This is a genomic window from Planococcus antarcticus DSM 14505 (assembly GCF_001687565.2).
Classification (GTDB): domain Bacteria; phylum Bacillota; class Bacilli; order Bacillales_A; family Planococcaceae; genus Planococcus; species Planococcus antarcticus.
Map to the genome: position 1 here is coordinate 498,089 of NZ_CP016534.2, position 17,600 is coordinate 515,688.

The 17,600-nt window shown below is 44.6% G+C and carries 17 protein-coding genes; 13 read left to right on the forward strand and 4 right to left on the reverse strand.

Annotation, left to right across the window (positions count from 1 at the left end; all coding sequences use genetic code 11):
* The first annotated feature begins 66 nt into the window (after positions 1-66).
* Together BBH88_RS02615 and BBH88_RS02620 are read left to right on the forward strand one after the other, a co-directional pair.
* Positions 67-705 (forward strand): FMN-dependent NADH-azoreductase, encoded by a 639-nt coding sequence (locus tag BBH88_RS02615; RefSeq protein WP_006831678.1) that lies wholly within the window; start codon positions 67-69, stop codon positions 703-705.
* 242 nt (positions 706-947) lie between these two features.
* A complete protein-coding gene (locus BBH88_RS02620) occupies positions 948-2,495 on the forward strand; it encodes an FAD-dependent oxidoreductase (RefSeq protein WP_006831677.1) in 1,548 nt (515 codons plus the stop codon).
* A 256-nt stretch (positions 2,496-2,751) separates the two neighbouring features.
* On the opposite strand, the gene BBH88_RS02625 is transcribed toward BBH88_RS02620, so the two are convergent.
* Complete coding sequence (locus tag BBH88_RS02625) at positions 2,752-3,273, reverse strand: YceI family protein (RefSeq protein ID WP_065536195.1); 522 nt, start codon at positions 3,271-3,273, stop codon at positions 2,752-2,754.
* 201 nt (positions 3,274-3,474) lie between these two features.
* Between BBH88_RS02625 and murB the strand changes: the two genes are divergently transcribed.
* The 4 genes from murB to BBH88_RS02645 all read left to right on the forward strand — a co-directional run bounded on the left by murB (position 3,475) and on the right by BBH88_RS02645 (position 7,627).
* Positions 3,475-4,392 (forward strand): UDP-N-acetylmuramate dehydrogenase, encoded by a 918-nt coding sequence (gene murB, locus BBH88_RS02630; RefSeq protein WP_065536194.1) that lies wholly within the window; start codon positions 3,475-3,477, stop codon positions 4,390-4,392.
* A 149-nt stretch (positions 4,393-4,541) separates the two neighbouring features.
* Entirely contained in the window at positions 4,542-6,908 is a 2,367-nt protein-coding gene (locus BBH88_RS02635; protein ID WP_065536193.1) for a penicillin acylase family protein, read from the forward strand.
* Between the two features lie 36 nt (positions 6,909-6,944).
* Positions 6,945-7,298 (forward strand): fluoride efflux transporter FluC, encoded by a 354-nt coding sequence (locus tag BBH88_RS02640; protein ID WP_040852447.1) that lies wholly within the window; start codon positions 6,945-6,947, stop codon positions 7,296-7,298.
* A complete protein-coding gene (locus BBH88_RS02645; protein ID WP_006830236.1) occupies positions 7,295-7,627 on the forward strand; it encodes a fluoride efflux transporter FluC in 333 nt (110 codons plus the stop codon). Before BBH88_RS02640 ends, BBH88_RS02645 begins: the two co-directional genes overlap by 4 nt.
* 205 nt (positions 7,628-7,832) lie before the next feature.
* Here BBH88_RS02645 and BBH88_RS02650 read toward each other — a convergent pair whose 3' ends face one another.
* A complete protein-coding gene (locus BBH88_RS02650; protein WP_006830235.1) occupies positions 7,833-8,252 on the reverse strand; it encodes a universal stress protein in 420 nt (139 codons plus the stop codon).
* Positions 8,253-8,267: 15 nt separating this feature from the next.
* Positions 8,268-9,731: a SulP family inorganic anion transporter gene (locus BBH88_RS02655; protein WP_065536192.1), complete on the reverse strand. Its 1,464-nt coding sequence runs from the start codon at positions 9,729-9,731 to the stop codon at positions 8,268-8,270.
* 471 nt (positions 9,732-10,202) lie between these two features.
* Here BBH88_RS02655 and BBH88_RS02660 point away from each other — a divergent pair, with 471 nt between their 5' ends.
* From BBH88_RS02660 to BBH88_RS02670, 3 genes are read left to right on the forward strand one after another with little or no spacing between them, the layout of a single operon-like run.
* Positions 10,203-10,559, forward strand: coding sequence for an ArsR/SmtB family transcription factor (locus BBH88_RS02660; RefSeq protein ID WP_006830233.1), 357 nt, complete (start codon positions 10,203-10,205; stop codon positions 10,557-10,559).
* Complete coding sequence (locus BBH88_RS02665; protein WP_006830232.1) at positions 10,552-12,621, forward strand: heavy metal translocating P-type ATPase; 2,070 nt, start codon at positions 10,552-10,554, stop codon at positions 12,619-12,621. Before BBH88_RS02660 ends, BBH88_RS02665 begins: the two co-directional genes overlap by 8 nt.
* A 21-nt stretch (positions 12,622-12,642) precedes the next feature.
* Positions 12,643-13,761, forward strand: a complete 1,119-nt coding sequence (locus BBH88_RS02670) for a GNAT family N-acetyltransferase (RefSeq protein WP_006830231.1) — start codon at positions 12,643-12,645, stop codon at positions 13,759-13,761.
* A gap of 154 nt (positions 13,762-13,915) precedes the next feature.
* Here the strand turns inward: BBH88_RS02670 and BBH88_RS19100 are convergent, their stop codons facing one another.
* Positions 13,916-14,071 carry a lmo0937 family membrane protein gene (locus BBH88_RS19100; RefSeq protein WP_146558271.1) on the reverse strand — a complete coding sequence of 52 codons (156 nt, stop codon included), beginning with the start codon at positions 14,069-14,071 and terminating at the stop codon, positions 13,916-13,918.
* Between the two features lie 175 nt (positions 14,072-14,246).
* On the opposite strand from BBH88_RS19100, the gene mntR reads away from it, so the two are divergent.
* From mntR to BBH88_RS02690, 4 genes are all read left to right on the forward strand, one after another.
* A complete protein-coding gene (mntR, locus tag BBH88_RS02675; protein WP_006830230.1) occupies positions 14,247-14,669 on the forward strand; it encodes a transcriptional regulator MntR in 423 nt (140 codons plus the stop codon).
* Positions 14,670-14,690: 21 nt separating this feature from the next.
* Complete coding sequence (locus BBH88_RS02680; protein ID WP_006830229.1) at positions 14,691-15,551, forward strand: CvfB family protein; 861 nt, start codon at positions 14,691-14,693, stop codon at positions 15,549-15,551.
* A 53-nt stretch (positions 15,552-15,604) separates the two neighbouring features.
* Entirely contained in the window at positions 15,605-16,492 is an 888-nt protein-coding gene (locus tag BBH88_RS02685; protein WP_065536191.1) for a DUF1002 domain-containing protein, read from the forward strand.
* Between the two features lie 131 nt (positions 16,493-16,623).
* A complete protein-coding gene (locus BBH88_RS02690) occupies positions 16,624-17,589 on the forward strand; it encodes a ring-cleaving dioxygenase (RefSeq protein WP_006830227.1) in 966 nt (321 codons plus the stop codon).
* Positions 17,590-17,600 lie beyond the last annotated feature (11 nt).

Here is a 17,600-nt window from a genome sequence, read left to right on the forward strand (position 1 = left end):
GATAACAAAGTGCTTTTAATTTGAGATAAATAATTTTAATGTAATTACAAAAGGAGTTTTAACCTGATGACAAATGTTTTAGTAGTAAAAGCAAACAATCGCCCTGCATCTGAAGGGGTTTCAAGTAAAATGTATGAAGTATTCATGGATTCGATCGGTATGGGTACGGAACTTGATGTCAATACCTTCGACGTATTCAAAGAAGATATGCCCTATTTCGGTCAGGATTTTTTTGATGCAATGCAAAAATCTGCACAGGCTGAAGAAATGACGGAGTTGGAGCAACGCATTTTGACTGCTGCCAACAAAGCAATGGATGCATTCATGGATGCTGACGTCGTTGTATTCGCATTCCCATTATGGAATAAAACAATTCCTGCGCCATTGCAGACGTTCATCGACTACGTTTACCGTGCGGGCGTTACGTTCAAATATACAGCTGAAGGCCCAGTTGGTCTTGTTCCTGAGAAGAAAGTCATTATCTTGAACGCACGCGGCGGAGTTTATTCAACACCTGAAATGGCTCCTGCTGAAATGAGCGTCAACTATATTCGGTTGATCATGGACTTCTTCGGCATCACTGATATTGAAGAAGTAATCATCGAAGGACACAATATGTACCCGGACCGTGCTGAAGAAATCATTGCTGAAGGTATGATACGCGTAGAGCAATCGGCAAATTCGTTAGTAAAAGTAAACGCATAATATAAAGCAACGAAGGACGGCCTTAACGGGGCGTCCTTTTTTGTTTGGACAGTAAATTTGGCGAAGCGGACAGTAAAATAGCTGGAACGGACAGTATTTTTAATAGGTGGAAAGTATTCAAGCTTTTTCCGACAGTATATCCAAATAACTGGGAAATTGCGATATTTTGTGCAGTTAAGCTGATTAAGAATTTCCAATAGGGGTAGACATCTATTAAAAGCTTTCTGAGGAGGAATGGCATAGTGCAGAGTGATAACGTGAGTCGGGTTCCGGAAGTGCAGAAGTCGTATTGGAGAGAATATAAAGATATTCCAAGCTATCCCGCTTTACAGGAAAATGAGTCGACAGATGTTGCTGTTGTCGGCGGGGGGATGGTCGGTATCATTAGTGCTTATCTGTTGGCAAAAGCCGGCAAGAAAGTAACGTTGATTGAAGCTGGGAAACTGGTGGATGGTGTAACGGGCCGTACAACGGCGAAAATAACAGCACAGCATGGCTTGTATTATGATTCGTTGATCAAACTGGTAGGAGAAGAACAAGCAAAACTGTATTATGAGGCAAATATGGAGGGTTTGAAATTTATAGAAGGAACTGCCCATGAACTTGATATCGATTGTGATTTCTCTCACCACAATGCGTTTGTCTATGCCCACACGGCTGCAGGGGCAAAGCTTGTCGAAAAAGAAGCGGAAGCTTATCAAAGGCTGGGTATTGACGGTGAGTTGGCAAAAGAAGAAGTGGAACTGCCATTCCCTGTGACAGAAGCAGTGGTCATGCGCAGCCAGGCTCAGTTTCACCCGGTGAAATTTTTAGCAGGATTAGTGAAAGAAATCGAACGTCTGGGTGGGAAAATTTACGAACAGACCCGTGCTATGAAGATTCTGAGTAAAAACGATCCAGTCATCCAAACGGAAAATCTTTCGCATTTATCGTGCAATAAAGTCATCGTCGCTACCCATTATCCATTCAATGATTTTGACGGCTTGTATTTTTCGCGATTATCCGTCAATCGTTCGTATGCCATTGCAGCTAAGGTGAGTGGCAATATCCCGAACGACATGTACATCAGCGGCGATATGCCTTCCCGCTCTCTGCGCTATGCACCAGGTGAAAATGGAGAAAAGCTACTGCTAATCGGTGGTGATGGCCATGCCACAGGCAAAAGCTCCAGCGAGACGATGGAGCATTACCGCAACCTTGAAAAATTTGGCGACGAGCATTTTGACATTCAGGAGATTCCGTATCGCTGGTCATCTCAAGATATGACAACGCTTGATAAGATCCCATACATTGGAACCATTACGGCTGGCTATGAGCATATTCTAGTAGCGACTGGTTTTCATAAATGGGGAATGTCGAACGGCGCATTAGCGGGTATGATGCTGTCGGATCAAGTGCTTGGTATCGAAAATCGATATGCAGCTTTTTTCAGTCCAACCCGTACGAAGGTTAAAGTTGAAGATGCCAAAAATTTTGCGAAAGACAATGCATCGGTTGCCAAGGCAATGATCACAGGCAAACTGAAAAGAACATCTAAAACAGTTGAGGATCTAGGCAAAGATGAAGGTTCATTAGTTAAAGTAGGTAAGAAAAAAGCAGGCGGCTACCGAGATGAATACGGTCAAGTCCACCTTGTCGATACCGCATGCACTCACATGGGATGCGACGTCGCTTGGAATGATGCAGAGCGTTCTTGGGACTGTCCATGCCACGGCTCGCGTTTTTCTTATACCGGAGATGTATTGAATGGGCCAGCGGTTAAACCACTAAAGAAAATAGAACAGGAATAAAAGAAAAGCGTAAGCAGCCGTGTAGCCCCGACAAGCGCTGGAAGCCTTGCCGGTAATGGCGTCCTTTGCCATTGGTGGAAAGGCTGAAGCGACTCGAGGGGCAGGCTGCTCGAGTCTGGACAAAGAAAAAGCGTAAGCAGCCGTAGCCCCGACAAGCGCTGGAAGTCTTGCCGGTAATGGCTCTCTGACGGCGGGTGATTCAATTAAAAAAAGCAGTGTGAGGAATTTTCCTCACACTGCTTTTAATGTTTTATGGTTATGCTGGATTTCCTTGTAATTCCAATGTGATTTTGATGTCTTCGCCGACCATGACGCCACCTGTTTCAAGTGCCTGGTTCCAAGTGAGGCCGAAGTCTTGACGATTTACTTCTCCTACCACGCTAAACGCCACTATTTCAACGCCCAGTAGGTTTGTTCCTTTGCCGCTATATTCCACTTTAAAAGTGGCTGGGCGTGTAATGCTTTTCATGGTAAAATTTCCAGTCACTTCATATTCATCTTCTTTTTTAACGATATCATTAGCTGTAAACGTGATGTGCGGAAATTTCTCAGCATCAAAAAAATCAGCAGAGCAAAGGTGTTCGTCACGATCTGGATTATTTGTATGAATGCTGGCGACATCGATTTTGAAATTGATCAACGCCCCTTGCAAATCCTCTTCGTTTGCTTCAATGGTTGCTTCATAAGATGTAAAAGAGCCTCTTATTTTTGAAATCATCATATGTTTTACTGAGAAACCGATTTCTGAATGTGTAGAGTCAATTGCCCATTTCCTCATATATAAGTACCTCCAATTCGATCATTTAACTTAAATATAGCCCCATCAAATCTAAAAGTCAATAACTTCGAATTAATAATTCTCGAATTCAAGGTGTTATTTTATTGGACTTTTGACCTGAACCTTGCTTTATTGCTTGTCAAATCAAGATGAAAATTGGATACTAGTAGAAGCTATAAGTTTAGAAAGGATTTGCTTCAGATGACGAAAGAACAATGGTTAACGGATTTGCGTGATTTTTTGACAGATGATCACGTCAAAATGGATGAACCGCTACACCTTCATACATTAACTAAAATGGGTGGGCCAGCTGATATTTTTGTAACACCAACGACTGAAGATGAAACTGCATTTACAGTGAAATATGCATATAACAATAATATACCTTTGCTGCTTCTCGGGAATGGATCAAACATGGTCGTCCGGGATGGAGGATTCCGAGGAATCGTCCTGACTTTAAAGAGTTTGAAGGCGATTCGTATAGAAGGTACGAAAGTTTATGCCCAAGGTGGGGCAAACATCAAAACGGTATCGAAAACAGTTGCAGCAAAACAGCTGACAGGATTTGAGTTTGCTTGTGGAATTCCAGGTTCCATCGGTGGTGCCATGGCGATGAACGCAGGCGCTTACGGTGGAGAAATCAAGGACGTCATTAAACAGGCGACAGTTCTTTCAAAAGAAGGAGAAAAGCTGGTTTTATCTAAAGAAGAACTAGATCTTGGTTACCGAAAGAGCATCATTACAAAAAAAGGTTTCTACGTCTTGTCGGCGGAGTTTGAGCTGGAGGTTGGTAGGCAAACGGTCATTGATGCCAAAATGAGCGAACTGACCTATCAGCGAGAAACGAAACAGCCTTTGGAGTTTCCTTCTGCAGGCAGTGTTTTCAAACGTCCGCCCGGAAATTTTGCGGGTAAGTTGATTCAAGACAGCGGTTTGCAAGGACGAGGATTTGGCGGAGCAGAAGTTTCTACTAAACACGCTGGTTTTATCGTCAATAAAAACAATGCATCCGCTAATGATTACATCCAGACCATCGACATGGTCAAAGCAGCTGTCCAGGAGAAATTCGGTATCGATTTGGAACTGGAAGTAAAGATTGTAGGAGAAGACCAATTTTGATGGAAAAAAGATGTCCTTTAACTGGGGCATCTTTTTTTACGTGAATTGGAGGTAAGTGAGATGGTGCATACAAGCATATTATATTTTCAAAAAAGGGATTTATCCTTCGTCAGTCGAATAAAATACCATAGGAAAAAGGGGGTTAGACAGTGGAGAGAAAAGTAAAAAAAAGAAGATGGTTGAAATGGCTTTTGGGTGTTCTGGGCGTTCTTGTGGCAGTGTCGGTAGCAGTGCTTATTTTTGTAAACGTTTACATATCGAAGTCCAAGCCCGTTATTGAAGGAGAAGCGGTAGTAGCCATATTGGACAGCGATGCTACAGTCATCCGTGATGAGATTGGTGTTCCGCATATTCAGGCGGATACAGATGCTGATCTTTACAGAGCACAGGGATATGTTCAAGCGCAGGATCGCATGTTCCAAATGGATTTATCGCGCAGACAAGCGAGTGGTCAATTGGGGGAAGTAATCGGAGCAGATGCAGTCGATACCGATAAATTTTTCCGGACCTTTAGTTTACGAGATGCTGCTGAAAAATCTTGGGAAGGCTACGACGCAGAAGCTAAGCAAGTGCTAGAATGGTATGCAGAAGGCGTCAATGCCTATATAGAAGAGGCAAAAGAAAACGGTGATTTGAGTTTTGAATTTGCTCTTCTCGGCTACGAACCTACCGAATGGACAGCCGTCGATTCGCTGACAATCGGCAAATTTATGGCTTATGATCTTGGGGGTCACTGGAATACGCTCGCTGTTCGTCACTGGGCATTAAACGAATTTTCTGAAGACAAAGCACGCGAGCTATTTATTAACTATCCGGAAAATGCACCAGCAATTTTGGCTGCAAATAAACAACAGCAAGTCAAGGTGGCCGACGAATTCGATGCTTCTGTGATTCCGCCCGAATTTAATGGCAGCAACAACTGGGTGGTGTCAGGTGATAAAACAGCAAGTGGCAAACCGCTGCTCGCAGATGACCCGCATCTGGGTCTCAGTACGCCATCAATCTGGTACCAGATGCATTTGGAATCTCCTGAACAAAATGTCAGCGGCGTCATTTTTGCCGGTATTCCAGGAATCATTCTAGGGCACAACGAAGAAATTGCCTGGGGCGTTACCAATGTGGGACCGGATGTCCAAGACCTTTATATCGAAACACCCAATCCTGAAGATCCCACGCAGTTCCGTTACGAAGGTGAATGGGAGCAGGCAGAAGTAAGAAAAGAACCAATCAAAGTGAAAGACGAAGAAACAGAAGACTATGAAGTGTTGGTAACACGTCATGGCCCTGTCGTTTCGAATATCTTGTACGACGACGAGGAAGCGGGAGCGGTCTTTTCCATGCAATGGACAGCCCTTGAGCCGACGCTCGAGTTGCAAGCGGTGCTAAATTTCAATAAAGCGTCAAATTGGGAAGAGTTCGAACTGGCGTTAGAAGATTTCCAGGCACCTGCGCAAAATTTTGTCTTTGCATCTACAGATGGAACCATTGCCTACAAAGCAAATGGTCGGATTCCTATCCGTAAATCTGGAGACGGACAATTGCCGGTTCCGGGAGATTCGGCAGAATATGGCTGGGAAGGATATGTGCCTTTTGAAGAGTTACCGCAAGCGCTCAATCCGGAAAGTGGCTTTATTGCCACAGCGAATAATGAAGTGATTGATGATTCCTATCCTTACCACATCACCGATTTTTGGGCACAGCCATATCGCTACGAACGGATTGCTGAGGTGCTAGAAGCATCAGATGAACTGACGGCACAGGATATGATGGAGCTACAGATGGATCAAAAGAATTTGTATGCAGCTGAATTTTTAAAGAATATGATTTCCGCGGTGCGCAGCAGCACTGATGAATACGATGAAGTACTCACCATTCTTGAACAGTGGGATCAGGTCGACAGTCAAGAGCAGGCTGCGCCTTTAGTATTCCACACATGGATGAGGCAATTACCGGAGACGCTGCTGGCAGATGAATTTCCGGAAGACGTTTTCGAAATGCTAGCAGGCAAAAATCATATTACTGATGAAATGATGCGCAATGCGTTTGCCGGAAATGATGGGGTTTGGATAACAGAATACGGCGGCGCGGAAAAATGGCTCGTGGATTCGCTAGAGGCAGCAGTAGCTGAAATTGAAGAAGAGCAAGGAATTGACCTTGCTGATTGGAATTGGGGAGAAAATCATCAATTGACTTTCCCGCATCCACTGGCAGGTGCCTCCGCAATTTTTGCTGAATTTCTTAACCCGGACCCTGTGCCAATGGGTGGCTCCAACGTCACGGTTCAAGCCGCTGCGTCAACGCCTGAAGGCAATGTCGATCATGGGGCATCTTGGCGTTTTGTAGCAGATCTCGCGGATTTATCAAGTGCTTACCACATTGTTGGACCTGGCTTGAGTGGACATTTGAAATCGGATTACTTTCATAATCAAGTGGATGATTGGGCAGAAGGTGATTTCCATGAAACAGAAATTGTGGACGATATAGAAGGATCAACATTAATTTTAAAAGCTGAATAAGTTATACTGAAAGAAAACAGATGCGAGGCGTTTTGAATGAAAAGGATACTAGCGGTGGGATTTGGCGGAATGATAGGCTCACTTTTACGTGCAAGTATATACGTGGCGTTTACAGGGGGGATGGGACTTTGGCTTGTTAATATAGCTGGAAGTTTTTTGATCGGAGTTGCTGCCATCCGTTTGGCACGCAAGTCAGTAGAACTGCGTCTAGTAGTGTCGACAGGCCTGTTGGGATCATTTACGACATTTTCTGCGTTCTCTGCTGACTGGTTTCATTATCTTGAGTCATCTATCTGGTTGGGCTTGGCTTTTGCTGGAAGTATGATGGTCAGCTGCATTGTGTCAGCTGCAGCAGGATTGTGGGTTGGTCGGAGAGAGGTGCCTTTATGATCGGCATAGCGATTGGCGGATTTTTAGGCGCCATCACACGATACTTATGCTACCTGCTAGTTGAAAGCAAGATGTGGCAGCCGAAAGCTGCAACTTGGCTGGTCAACAGTACCGGTTCATTCGCTCTGGGCCTGTTTATTGGCAGTGGCAACTTGCCGGTTTTTTGGATTACCGGTTTTCTTGGAGCCTTTACTACATTTTCGACGATGGCTTTGGACGTCGTTAAAGATCTCGAAGATGGAAAATGGCTACAGGGCTGCGGATATATTCTCTCAACTTTAGCCAGTGGGCTGTTATTATTCAGCCTCGGCTACGTCTTGATGCAATAATTTCGGACTCTTCCTGTGATTGCTATGGGGGAGTTTTTTCGTGAGCGACGATACAATTTGTCGAGCGGTCACAAATTCGACTGAACGACCGTAAATCTTGTTGAACGACTACACATCCGAATGAGCGATCACAAATCCTATCGATCGACTGAAAACTGAAAAAATTCAGCCGCTTTTCGCAAATTCACGAAAAGCGGCTGGGCTATTATTTTACGATGATGACAGGAGCTTGAACGCGTTTAGCCACCTTATGACTGACGCTGCCGAGTACCATTTCCTGTAGCGCGTTCAACCCGCGGCTACCAATCAGCACGACATCGTAGCCGGTTTCATTGGCGTGCTTGACGATGGTTGGGCCAGGAACGCCATGCAACGTTTTGGTTTCGAAATCAACACCTGCAAAACGGAAGATTTCTTCAAGCGGTACTAAATGCTTGCGACGTTCTAGGTGAACTTCCTCGCTGCTGTGCCCGTGGAGAATTTCGGTCCGTGCTTTCTCGTAATCGATAACGTACAGCAACGTGACAAAAGCCTGTGGATTGGCTTTAGCCATTCGGACAGCTTCATGAGCAGCTCGTTTTGAATGGTCAGAGCCGTCGGCCGCAACTAAAATTTTCTCATACATAGAACATCCTCCTAATTATATGCCTTTGTCTGCATTGCTATAGGTCGCTAGCTTATCGATAAGCTTATGACTCGAAGCGTTCAAACCGACAATTTCAACAGTCTGTCCCTGTGCTTGTAGTTTATTCATGACTCGGTCGATTGCACCGACGCCTGAGTCGTCCCAGACGGTTGCATCTGAAAAATCCAGTACAATCTCTTCGGAAGTCTCAACTTTATCGAATGCAGAAACAAAGTCTTGGGAAGAAGCGAAAAACAATTGTCCGTGTACGGTATATCTATTCGACGGATTGGTTTCCAATCCTTCTTTACGTACTTCTACTTTGGAAATTTTAGCGGCAAACAGCAAAGCACTTAAAATAACACCGGCAAATACACCTTTGGATAAGTCATGCGTGTAAACGACAACGACAACAGTCAGCAGCATGACGAGGGCATCTGGTTTCGGTGCAGTCGCCAAATATTTGAACGAGCCCCAATCAAACGTACCAATGCAGACCATGACCATGATGCCTGCCAAGACCGGCATTGGGATTTGAACCACCCAATTGCCGAGGACGATGATCAGGAACATCAGGAAGACACCGGCCGTAAAAGTAGACAGCCGTCCACGACCGCCGGATTGAACATTGATGCCAGACTGACCGATCATGGCGCAGCCTGCCATTCCACCAAAAAATCCAGTGATGATGTTGGCGATTCCTTGTCCACGAGCTTCTTGATTTTTATCTGATCCGGTTTCTGTTGCATCATCGATAATCGATGCAGTCAACAAGGACTCCAGTAGGCCAATGACGGATAAAGCCAGTGCAGTGGGGAAAACAATCTGCAGGGTTTCAAAATTGAACGGCACGCTCGGTATAAAGAAGCTCGGCAAGGTTTGCGAAATGGTGCCGAGACTGCCAACATTCTGCATATCGATTCCTCCGTATATGACCACTCCTGTCAACACCAGAATAGCAATCAAAGGTGCCGGAATGGCGGTGAAAAACCGCGGTAGAATGTAAACAATCGCTAGCGTGACTCCAACAAAAACGTAGGTGAGGGTGTTGACGCCGAAAATGAATGGCACCTGTGCCATGAAAATAAGGATAGCGAGTGAATTGACAAAGCCAATCATGACGGCTCGAGGAATGAATTTCATGAAGCGGGCAACTTTTAATACTCCAAAGATTAATTGCAGCACACCGGTAAGGATAGTCGCTGCGAGTAAATAATCCAGTCCGTGATCACGGACCAGCAATACCATGGCCAGTGCCATGGCACCGGTAGCGGCTGAGATCATAGCAGGCCGCCCACCGACAAAAGAAATGATGACAGCGATGGAAAACGAAGCGTATAAGCCAACCATCGGATCTACTCCAGCGATGATGGAGAAAGCAATTGCTTCTGGAATAAGCGCGAGAGCCACAACAATTCCGGCAAGAATGTCACCGCGGATATTGCCAAACCATTGCTCTTTGTAAGATAAGGTATTCAAAAAAACTCCACTTCCTTCTATATTAATTGAACTATATAAGTTGAACTTAAGAAATAGCATTTCAAACGCGCTTTGAGTAGAGCAAAGATAATTGCGCCTAAGCCGGCTCATCGCCAAGGCGGGCCCAGGATTACCTGGATTCTCCCCAGCTCATACAGTAAGCCGGGGAGAAAACCTGTCTCATCGCTCTGTCTAGCCCGTGGCTGCACTTGCGCTAGGCCAGTACATTGGAAAATAGGCCAGCTTCAATTGTTCTGGTAGTTTAGTTGAGATATGGAGCAAATCGGCTACTCTTTCAAATTCAGCAGATGAGTCGCATCCAATGTTCTTCGTGCAATAACTTTAAAACTGTAGCACCTTTTTTTCAGCTTGTAAATAAGCTTCATTCAAACGCGCGTTTGACTGTGGTGGGAGGAATAGATATACTGTGGAAAACAGTCAAATGCTAGTTTGAATGAAAGAGGTGTCGACATGAAAGAATTATGTGAAGTGACAAAAGTTCATCCAGAAGTAGTCGACCGTGTACAGAAGAGCATGACCAATTTGAGTGAGGTAGCCAGTCTTTTTAAAGCGCTGGCGGATGAAACTAGACTGAACATCGCGTATGCCTTAACAATAGAGCAAGAAATGTGCGTCTGTGATATCGCTGCGGTCATTGGATCTTCTACAGCAACGGCTTCTCATCATTTGCGTTATCTAAGAGAAAGAGCATTAGCGAAGTCGGAGCGTAAAGGAAAGCAAATTTATTATTCGCTGTCTGATGATCATGTACGTCAATTGGTGACGATTGCTCACGAACACACGAAAGAAGGTGTGGGAATTGATTAAAACGTATCGTCTTGAAAATTTATCGTGCACTAGTTGCGCAGCTAAATTTGAAAAAAATATCTTGAATTTGCCTGAAATTAAAAATGTTAAGTTGAATTTTGGTGCTTCTAAGCTGATGATTGACGGAAATGTGACGATTGAAGCGCTTGAAAAAGCAGGAGCTTTCGATCATATCCGTGTCTATCCTGAAAAACAAAAGATCAAGCACGTTCCTTTCTATCGACGACGCCAGACGATAGAGACCGCTTTTTCACTGCTATTGTTGATTGCGGGAATTATCGCATCGTTCCGACTAGACGAAACACATCCTTGGTCGATCGTTTTGTTTGCGAGCTCTATGGCAATAGGCGGTTACCACATGTTCTGGAGCGGGCTAAAAAATCTCACTGCTTTCCAGTTTGATATGAAAACATTGATGACCATCGCGATTATTGGTGCCGTCATTATTGGAGAATGGCGTGAAGGTGCTGTAGTGGTGTTTCTTTTTGCTATCAGTGAAGCATTGGAATCTTTCTCCATGAACAAAGCGCGCCAGTCTATCCGTAGTTTGATGGATTTGGCACCAGCACGCGCATTGGTTCAACGCGCTGGTGAATTGGTCGAGCTGGATACAGAAGATATCCGCATAGGAGATATTTTGATCGTCAAACCAGGACGGAAAATCGCCATGGATGGAACAGTCCTTCGCGGACAATCTGCCGTCAATCAAGCAGCGATTACAGGAGAGTCAATTCCTGCAGTCAAAATGGTAGGAGACGAAGTTTTTGCGGGTACCATGAATGAAGAAGGGGCACTCGAAGTTACGGTCACAAAACGTGTCGAAGATACCACCATCGCTAAAATTATTCATTTAGTAGAAGAAGCTCAAGCTGAAAAAGCGCCGACTCAGAAGTTTATCGATCAGTTTGCAAAATACTATACACCGGCAGTCATTATCGTCGCTTTCTTGGTAGCGTTAGTTCCGGGCTTTCTGACCGGCAACTGGGAACTATGGGTTTATCAAGGCTTAGCGGTGCTCGTCGTGGGATGTCCATGCGCGCTGGTAGTGTCAACACCAGTTGCCATCGTGACAGCCATCGGCAATGCTGCGCGTCAAGGAGTGCTCATCAAAGGCGGTATTCATTTAGAAGAAACCGGACGGATCAATGCCGTCGCTTTTGACAAAACAGGAACTTTAACAAAAGGATATCCGGAAGTGACGGATATTTTAGCACAGGGAGCAATTGAACGACGAGAGCTGCTGAAGCTTGCGGCATCAGTAGAAACGATGTCACAGCACCCGTTAGCTAGAGCCATTACAAAACAAGCAGCGAGCACATATCCTTCTGAAAACTTTAACTCAGTTACAGGTAAAGGTGCGTATGCAACCGTTAATGAAGAAGTCCTTTACGTCGGCAGTTTAAATTGGGCTGAAGAAAAGGGCTTACGTATTCCTGAGAAAGCGCGTAAACTGCAAGAGAGTGGAAAGTCTGTCACTGCCGTATTTTCAAAAACGGTATTGCTCGGCATTATCGCGATAGCCGATGCCATCCGTACAGAAAGTCCTTCAATTATTCAGAAACTGAAAACGATGGGCATCAACCAGATTATCATGCTGACAGGAGACCACCCGGCAACGGCAACAGCTATTGCAGCAGAAATCGGTGTTACAGATGTTCGAGCAGGATTAATGCCGGCAGATAAATTAGCAGCGATTAAAGAGCTGCAAAAACAATACGGCCGAGTAGCGATGGTCGGAGATGGCATTAATGATGCACCGGCTTTGGCCGCTTCAAGTATCGGGATCGCAATGGGTGGAGCAGGAACGGATGCAGCATTGGAAACGGCGGATATCGCGCTGATGGCTGATGATTTGGAAAAACTTCCTTATACGATTCGACTCAGCCGAAAAACATTGCGTATAATAAAAGAAAACATCGTCTTTGCATTAGGACTCAAGATCATTGCATTGTTGTTAATAATTCCGGGTTGGCTAACCTTGTGGATTGCAATCTTTGCAGACATGGGAGCCACGCTGCTTGTTATTTTGAATGCGTTACGTCTTGTAAAAGTTCAGAAGTAAGGTATGTTTGGAGGTTTTGTATTGAAGTTAACAGAATGGACAATGGAAGAGCAAGAGCAGCTGATTCATTTTATGACAACAAATTCATGGCCTTTTCATGGCCATGAACATCCAGTCCGTGCTTTGATCGAGAAAACGATTGAAGAAGGCGGCTATAAGTCGGATCAAGTGACGACGTTCTGGATTGAAAACGAAGAAAATCAGCAAGTAGGCTTAGTGAAAATATTTGATCTGCAAGATGACATCCCTCTTTTTGATTTGCGGATTGCAGATCCTTACCGCAGCAAAGGCTATGGTCCAAAAGCATTAAAAATGGTCGCCGATTTTGTTTTTTCGTTGCCGGAAAAGAAGATTCGTCTAGAAGGCAATACACGCCATGATAATTTTGCGATGCGCAAAGCTTTTGAACGAACTGGTTTTGTCAAGGAAGCTCATCTGCGGCAAGCTTGGTTTTCTCCGCGGGAAAACCGCTATTACGATGCGGTGATTTATGGCATGACGCGAGAAGACTGGCAGGCTGGAATTACCACACCGGTCTTGTGGGACGACGCCGTAATAGAAACAAAAGAACCGCCATTCAATCCGGTATTGCTTGATTTCCCCGAAGAGTTTGAGTCCGAACGATTGCTGATACGTGCACCTAGGAGAGAAGATGCAAAGGCCAGTTACGAAGCTGTCATGCACTCCCTAGAAGCATTCCGTCCATGGCTGCCGTTTGCACAACAAAAACCCGATCTGTCGGAAACAGAAGCAACATTAATAGAAGCTGCAGCAAATTTTAAATTGCGCAAGGATTTGCGCCTGCATTTCTTTCTGAAGGAAACCGGCCAGTTTATCGGTTCTACAGGGCTTCACCGCATTGACTGGGAAGTGCGCAAGTTTGAAATCGGCTATTGGATCGACAGCCGCTTTGAAGGCAAAGGATTTGCTACGGAAGCGGTGGAACGTATCACGCGCTTTGCTTTCGAGGAATTGGGCGCTAATCGCGTTGAAATTCGTTGTGACCCAGACAATGTCCGTAGCCGTGCAGTAGCCAACCGGCTACATTTCGAACTGGAAGGGACGTTACGCAATGATGCGGTTTCCCGGGTAGGCAACAAGCTTCGGGATACATGCGTCTATGCAAAAATCAGACAATAAAATGATGCCTGCCATAGGCAATAATAAAGCAGGAGAGAAAATCGATGATTTCTTCTTCTGCTTTTATTATTGAACTGATAAACAAAAAAGGTTATCCCGAAAGCCGTGTATCGTGGCTTTTGGGATAACCGTGTGTGTTAGATTGATGCTATGGCTATACGCCTTTCCGTCCAGTAACCAAATTGATAACTAGTACGATTGCAGCAATAATTAAAAGAATGTGTATTAGTCCGCCTGCTACGTCCATTAAGAATCCGATAAGCCATACTACAATAATAACTGCTAGAATAATCCAAAGAATGCGTCCCATGTTTTTCACCTGACCTTTCTATAATAATTTTTTTGGTTATAGTAATAAGTACCCCAGAGATAATTGCCGTAAACCTTTCTGAAAAAACGGACTGTTTTAAAGGGGGTCCAGCCCAGTTGTTTCAATGATGGCGGTATAGTAAACTGAACATAGCTACGTGAGGGAGGAAAGAATTTTGCCTACTCCAAGTATGGAAGACCATATTGAAATCATTTATTCATTAATCGAGCAAAAGGGCTATGCGCGCGTATCGGATATCGCGGAGGCCTTATCCGTGTTGCCTTCTTCTGTTACCAAGATGGTGCAGAAGCTGGATAAAGACGGATACTTGATATACGAACGCTATAGAGGTCTTGTGCTGACGCCAAAAGGTCAGAAGCTGGGGAAACGGTTATTGCAGCGGCATGGCTTGCTTGAAGAATTTCTTCGGTCAATCGGAGTGGAAGAAGAGCGAATCTATGGGGACGTTGAAGGAATTGAACACCACTTAAGCTGGAATTCAATCGATCGGATTGCCGATTTGGTCCAACTGCTAGAAGCAAGTCCAGATTTCAGAGACAAACTTGAACGGCTGAGAAAAGAAGGAAAAGACAGTTAACGAAATTAGGAGGAGCTTATTATGGCTTTACACCCAGGATTAAAAGCAATATTACAAGTAAAAGACCGTTCGACATCGCAATGGATCTTATCAGATGGTTCAGGTGACGAAGTAATGATGAATGCATCAGAAATAGAAGAAGGACAGGAAATTGGCGAACAAATTGAAGTCTTCCTTTACCGTAATCGTCAAGGTGGCGTTTCGGCAACACCGATGATTCCTCACATTCTGCCAAGCGAATACGGATGGGCGAAAGTTTTGAAAGTGTCCGCTCGAGAAGGCGCAGTAGTTGATATCGGCACAACACGTGAAGTCTACTTACTGCCGGCGGATCTTCCGCAAATCATGGAATTATGGCCAAAGCAAGGGGATCATATTTTTATGACGCTTCGGACCGATCGCCACGGCGATTTATACGGACGCTTGGCGACAGAAGAAAAAGTGTTGGAGTTGATGCAGCCAGCACCCGAAACTATTTTTAACCAAAACCTGCAAGCACGTGCTTACCGTTTGTTGCCAGTCGGCACCTTTATGCTGTCCGTGCCTGACATGCACCGGATTTTTGTACACGAAACTGAGCGGGAAGAAGAGCCGCGTCTGGGCGAAGAAAAGACAGTCCGTATCATTGGCGTAAAAGATGATGGTACGTTAAACGGCTCTTTGCTTCCAAGAAAACAAGAGCGCTTACTGGATGATTCTGAACAAATCATGCGTTACCTAGAGGAGTCGGGTGGCAAAATGCCGTTTACCGATAAATCTTCTCCAGACGAAATCCAGGAAATCTTCGGCATGAGTAAGGCTGCTTTTAAGCGGGCAATTGGCAAGTTGTATAAGAACCGTCAAATCATCCAAGAAGAAGGATGGACCAAGTCGACCAAGTAAAGGAACCTTTTCAAATTAATTTCGTATTAATTTGAAGAAAGGGGCAATATGAAATGAAGAAATTACTAACTATTATAGCATTACTGTTCACTTTGTCTGTTACGCTGCCGTCATACAGTTCGGCAAATGTCGGCATTAATGAAAAGTTTGGCCTGCCAATCGTTGTGTACGGAGGCAATCTATCTGCTGATGAAAAAGCATCTGTTGCTGAAAGCCTGAATGTTGCAGGAGAAGTGGATGTGGAAGAAATTGAAGTGACGGGTGAAGATCTGGTCAACTACATTAAAGATGGCGATTCCCGTGCCAATATGTATTCATCCGCTAAAATTACTCGTAAAGATGAAGGTGCTGGACTAGTCATCGAAATTGTAACTCCTGATAACATTACGCAGGTTACGTCTGAAATGTACGCCAATGCCATGCTGACTGCGGGTATTGAAAACGCGACTGTAGAAGTGGCATCGCCTAAAGCAGTAACTGGCCATTCCGCGCTCGTAGGAATCTACAAAGCCTATGAAGTAAATGGTGAGGAATTGGATCCGGAACGGACGGACGTCGCAAATGATGAATTGACCGTTGCTACTGAACTTGCAGACGGCGGCGTGGAAGACGCTAAAGTCAGTGAGCTATTAACCGAAATCAAAAAGCAGATTGCTGAGCAAAACCCGGCTTCACGTGAAGAAGTAGAACAGATAGTCGAAGAGCAATTGAACAAGCTGCAAATTGAATTAAGCCCCGAAGATCGTCAATTATTGGTGGATCTAATGGATCGCATCCGTCAGCTTGATATTGATTTTTCACAATGGTCAACGCAATTAGAAGACTTGAGCAAGACCATTGAAGACAAAATTGGTACAATCGTCAATGATGAGGGATTTTGGGAAAGTGTGAAGAATTTCTTTAAAAATCTAGCAGATGCAGTACGTGGCTGGATAAACTAACGCAAAACAGGCAAATCCTAATTCTTAGGAATGCCTTTTTTTTTTATGGAACAAAATAGCTTGTGCAACAAAAAAGACAGTGATAGTATGGATTAATATCTCGAATTCAAGATAAAGAGGAGAGAGTTAGCATGAAATTAGAAGGAATTCATCATGTTTCTGCGATAACAGCCAACGCCGATGCTAATCATGACTTTTTTACAAGGATCCTTGGAATGCGTTTAGTGAAAAACAGTTTTAATCAGGATAACCCATCTTCGTATCATTTGTTTTATGCCGATGCTGTCGGAACTCCAGGGACTGATATGACGTATTTCGATATCCCGATGGCAGGGCGAACTTACCCAGGCGTTTCAAGCATCAGTAATACGGCGTTCCGTGTGAAAAGCGAAAGAGCATTAGGTTACTGGATCGAACGCTTTGATGAATTGGAGGTCCCGCATGGCAGTATTGAGCAGCGCTTCAAACGTTCGACGTTAACGTTCCAGGATTTCGAGGGTTCTAGATTGATGCTTGTTGTCGATGACGGCAGTGGTATTGAATATGGAATACCTTGGACCAAAGCCGGGATTTCGGAAGAGTTTGCGATTGTCGGATTGGGGCATGTCCGATTAACGGTTCGGAAAAGCGATAAAACGGCATCCGTTCTGACAGACATTATGGGATTTGAACAAATAGGGTATTATCCGTCCACAGTGGAAGGGCAAAAAGATATTTTGGTCTTTTCGACAGGAAAAGGGGGTCCTGCTGGCGAAATACACTTAGAGGAACGTTTAGACCTTCCGCCGGAACGTCCAGGAAGAGGGAGTGTCCACCATGTTGCGTTCCGTGTGAAAACGTATGAAGACTATAGCAAGTGGAATAATTATTTGAAATCGAATGGTTTTGTGACTTCCGGTGAGGTCGACCGTTATTACTTTAAAGCAATTTATTTCCGTGAGCCTAATGGGATTCTTTTTGAATTGTCGACAGATGAGCCAGGATTCGCGACGGACGAACCGATGGATGCTTTAGTGCAAGAATTAGCGTTGCCGCCATTTTTAGAGCCGAAACGTGCTCAGATTGAAGCATCTCTTCGTCCGCTGAGTATCAATTAATGAATAGGAGG

Excerpts from the sequence above, each read along its gene's own strand:
- BBH88_RS02615 (WP_006831678.1), top strand. The coding sequence starts at position 67 with ATGACAAATGTTTTAGTAGTAAAAGCAAACAATCGCCCTGCATCTGAA.
- BBH88_RS02625 (WP_065536195.1), bottom strand. The coding sequence starts at position 3,273 with ATGAGGAAATGGGCAATTGACTCTACACATTCAGAAATCGGTTTCTCA.
- murB (WP_065536194.1), top strand. The coding sequence starts at position 3,475 with ATGACGAAAGAACAATGGTTAACGGATTTGCGTGATTTTTTGACAGAT.
- BBH88_RS02640 (WP_040852447.1), top strand. The coding sequence starts at position 6,945 with ATGAAAAGGATACTAGCGGTGGGATTTGGCGGAATGATAGGCTCACTT.
- BBH88_RS02645 (WP_006830236.1), top strand. The coding sequence starts at position 7,295 with ATGATCGGCATAGCGATTGGCGGATTTTTAGGCGCCATCACACGATAC.
- BBH88_RS02650 (WP_006830235.1), bottom strand. The coding sequence starts at position 8,252 with ATGTATGAGAAAATTTTAGTTGCGGCCGACGGCTCTGACCATTCAAAA.
- BBH88_RS02660 (WP_006830233.1), top strand. The coding sequence starts at position 10,203 with ATGAAAGAATTATGTGAAGTGACAAAAGTTCATCCAGAAGTAGTCGAC.
- BBH88_RS19100 (WP_146558271.1), bottom strand. The coding sequence starts at position 14,071 with ATGGGACGCATTCTTTGGATTATTCTAGCAGTTATTATTGTAGTATGG.
- BBH88_RS02680 (WP_006830229.1), top strand. The coding sequence starts at position 14,691 with ATGGCTTTACACCCAGGATTAAAAGCAATATTACAAGTAAAAGACCGT.
- BBH88_RS02685 (WP_065536191.1), top strand. The coding sequence starts at position 15,605 with ATGAAGAAATTACTAACTATTATAGCATTACTGTTCACTTTGTCTGTT.
- BBH88_RS02690 (WP_006830227.1), top strand. The coding sequence starts at position 16,624 with ATGAAATTAGAAGGAATTCATCATGTTTCTGCGATAACAGCCAACGCC.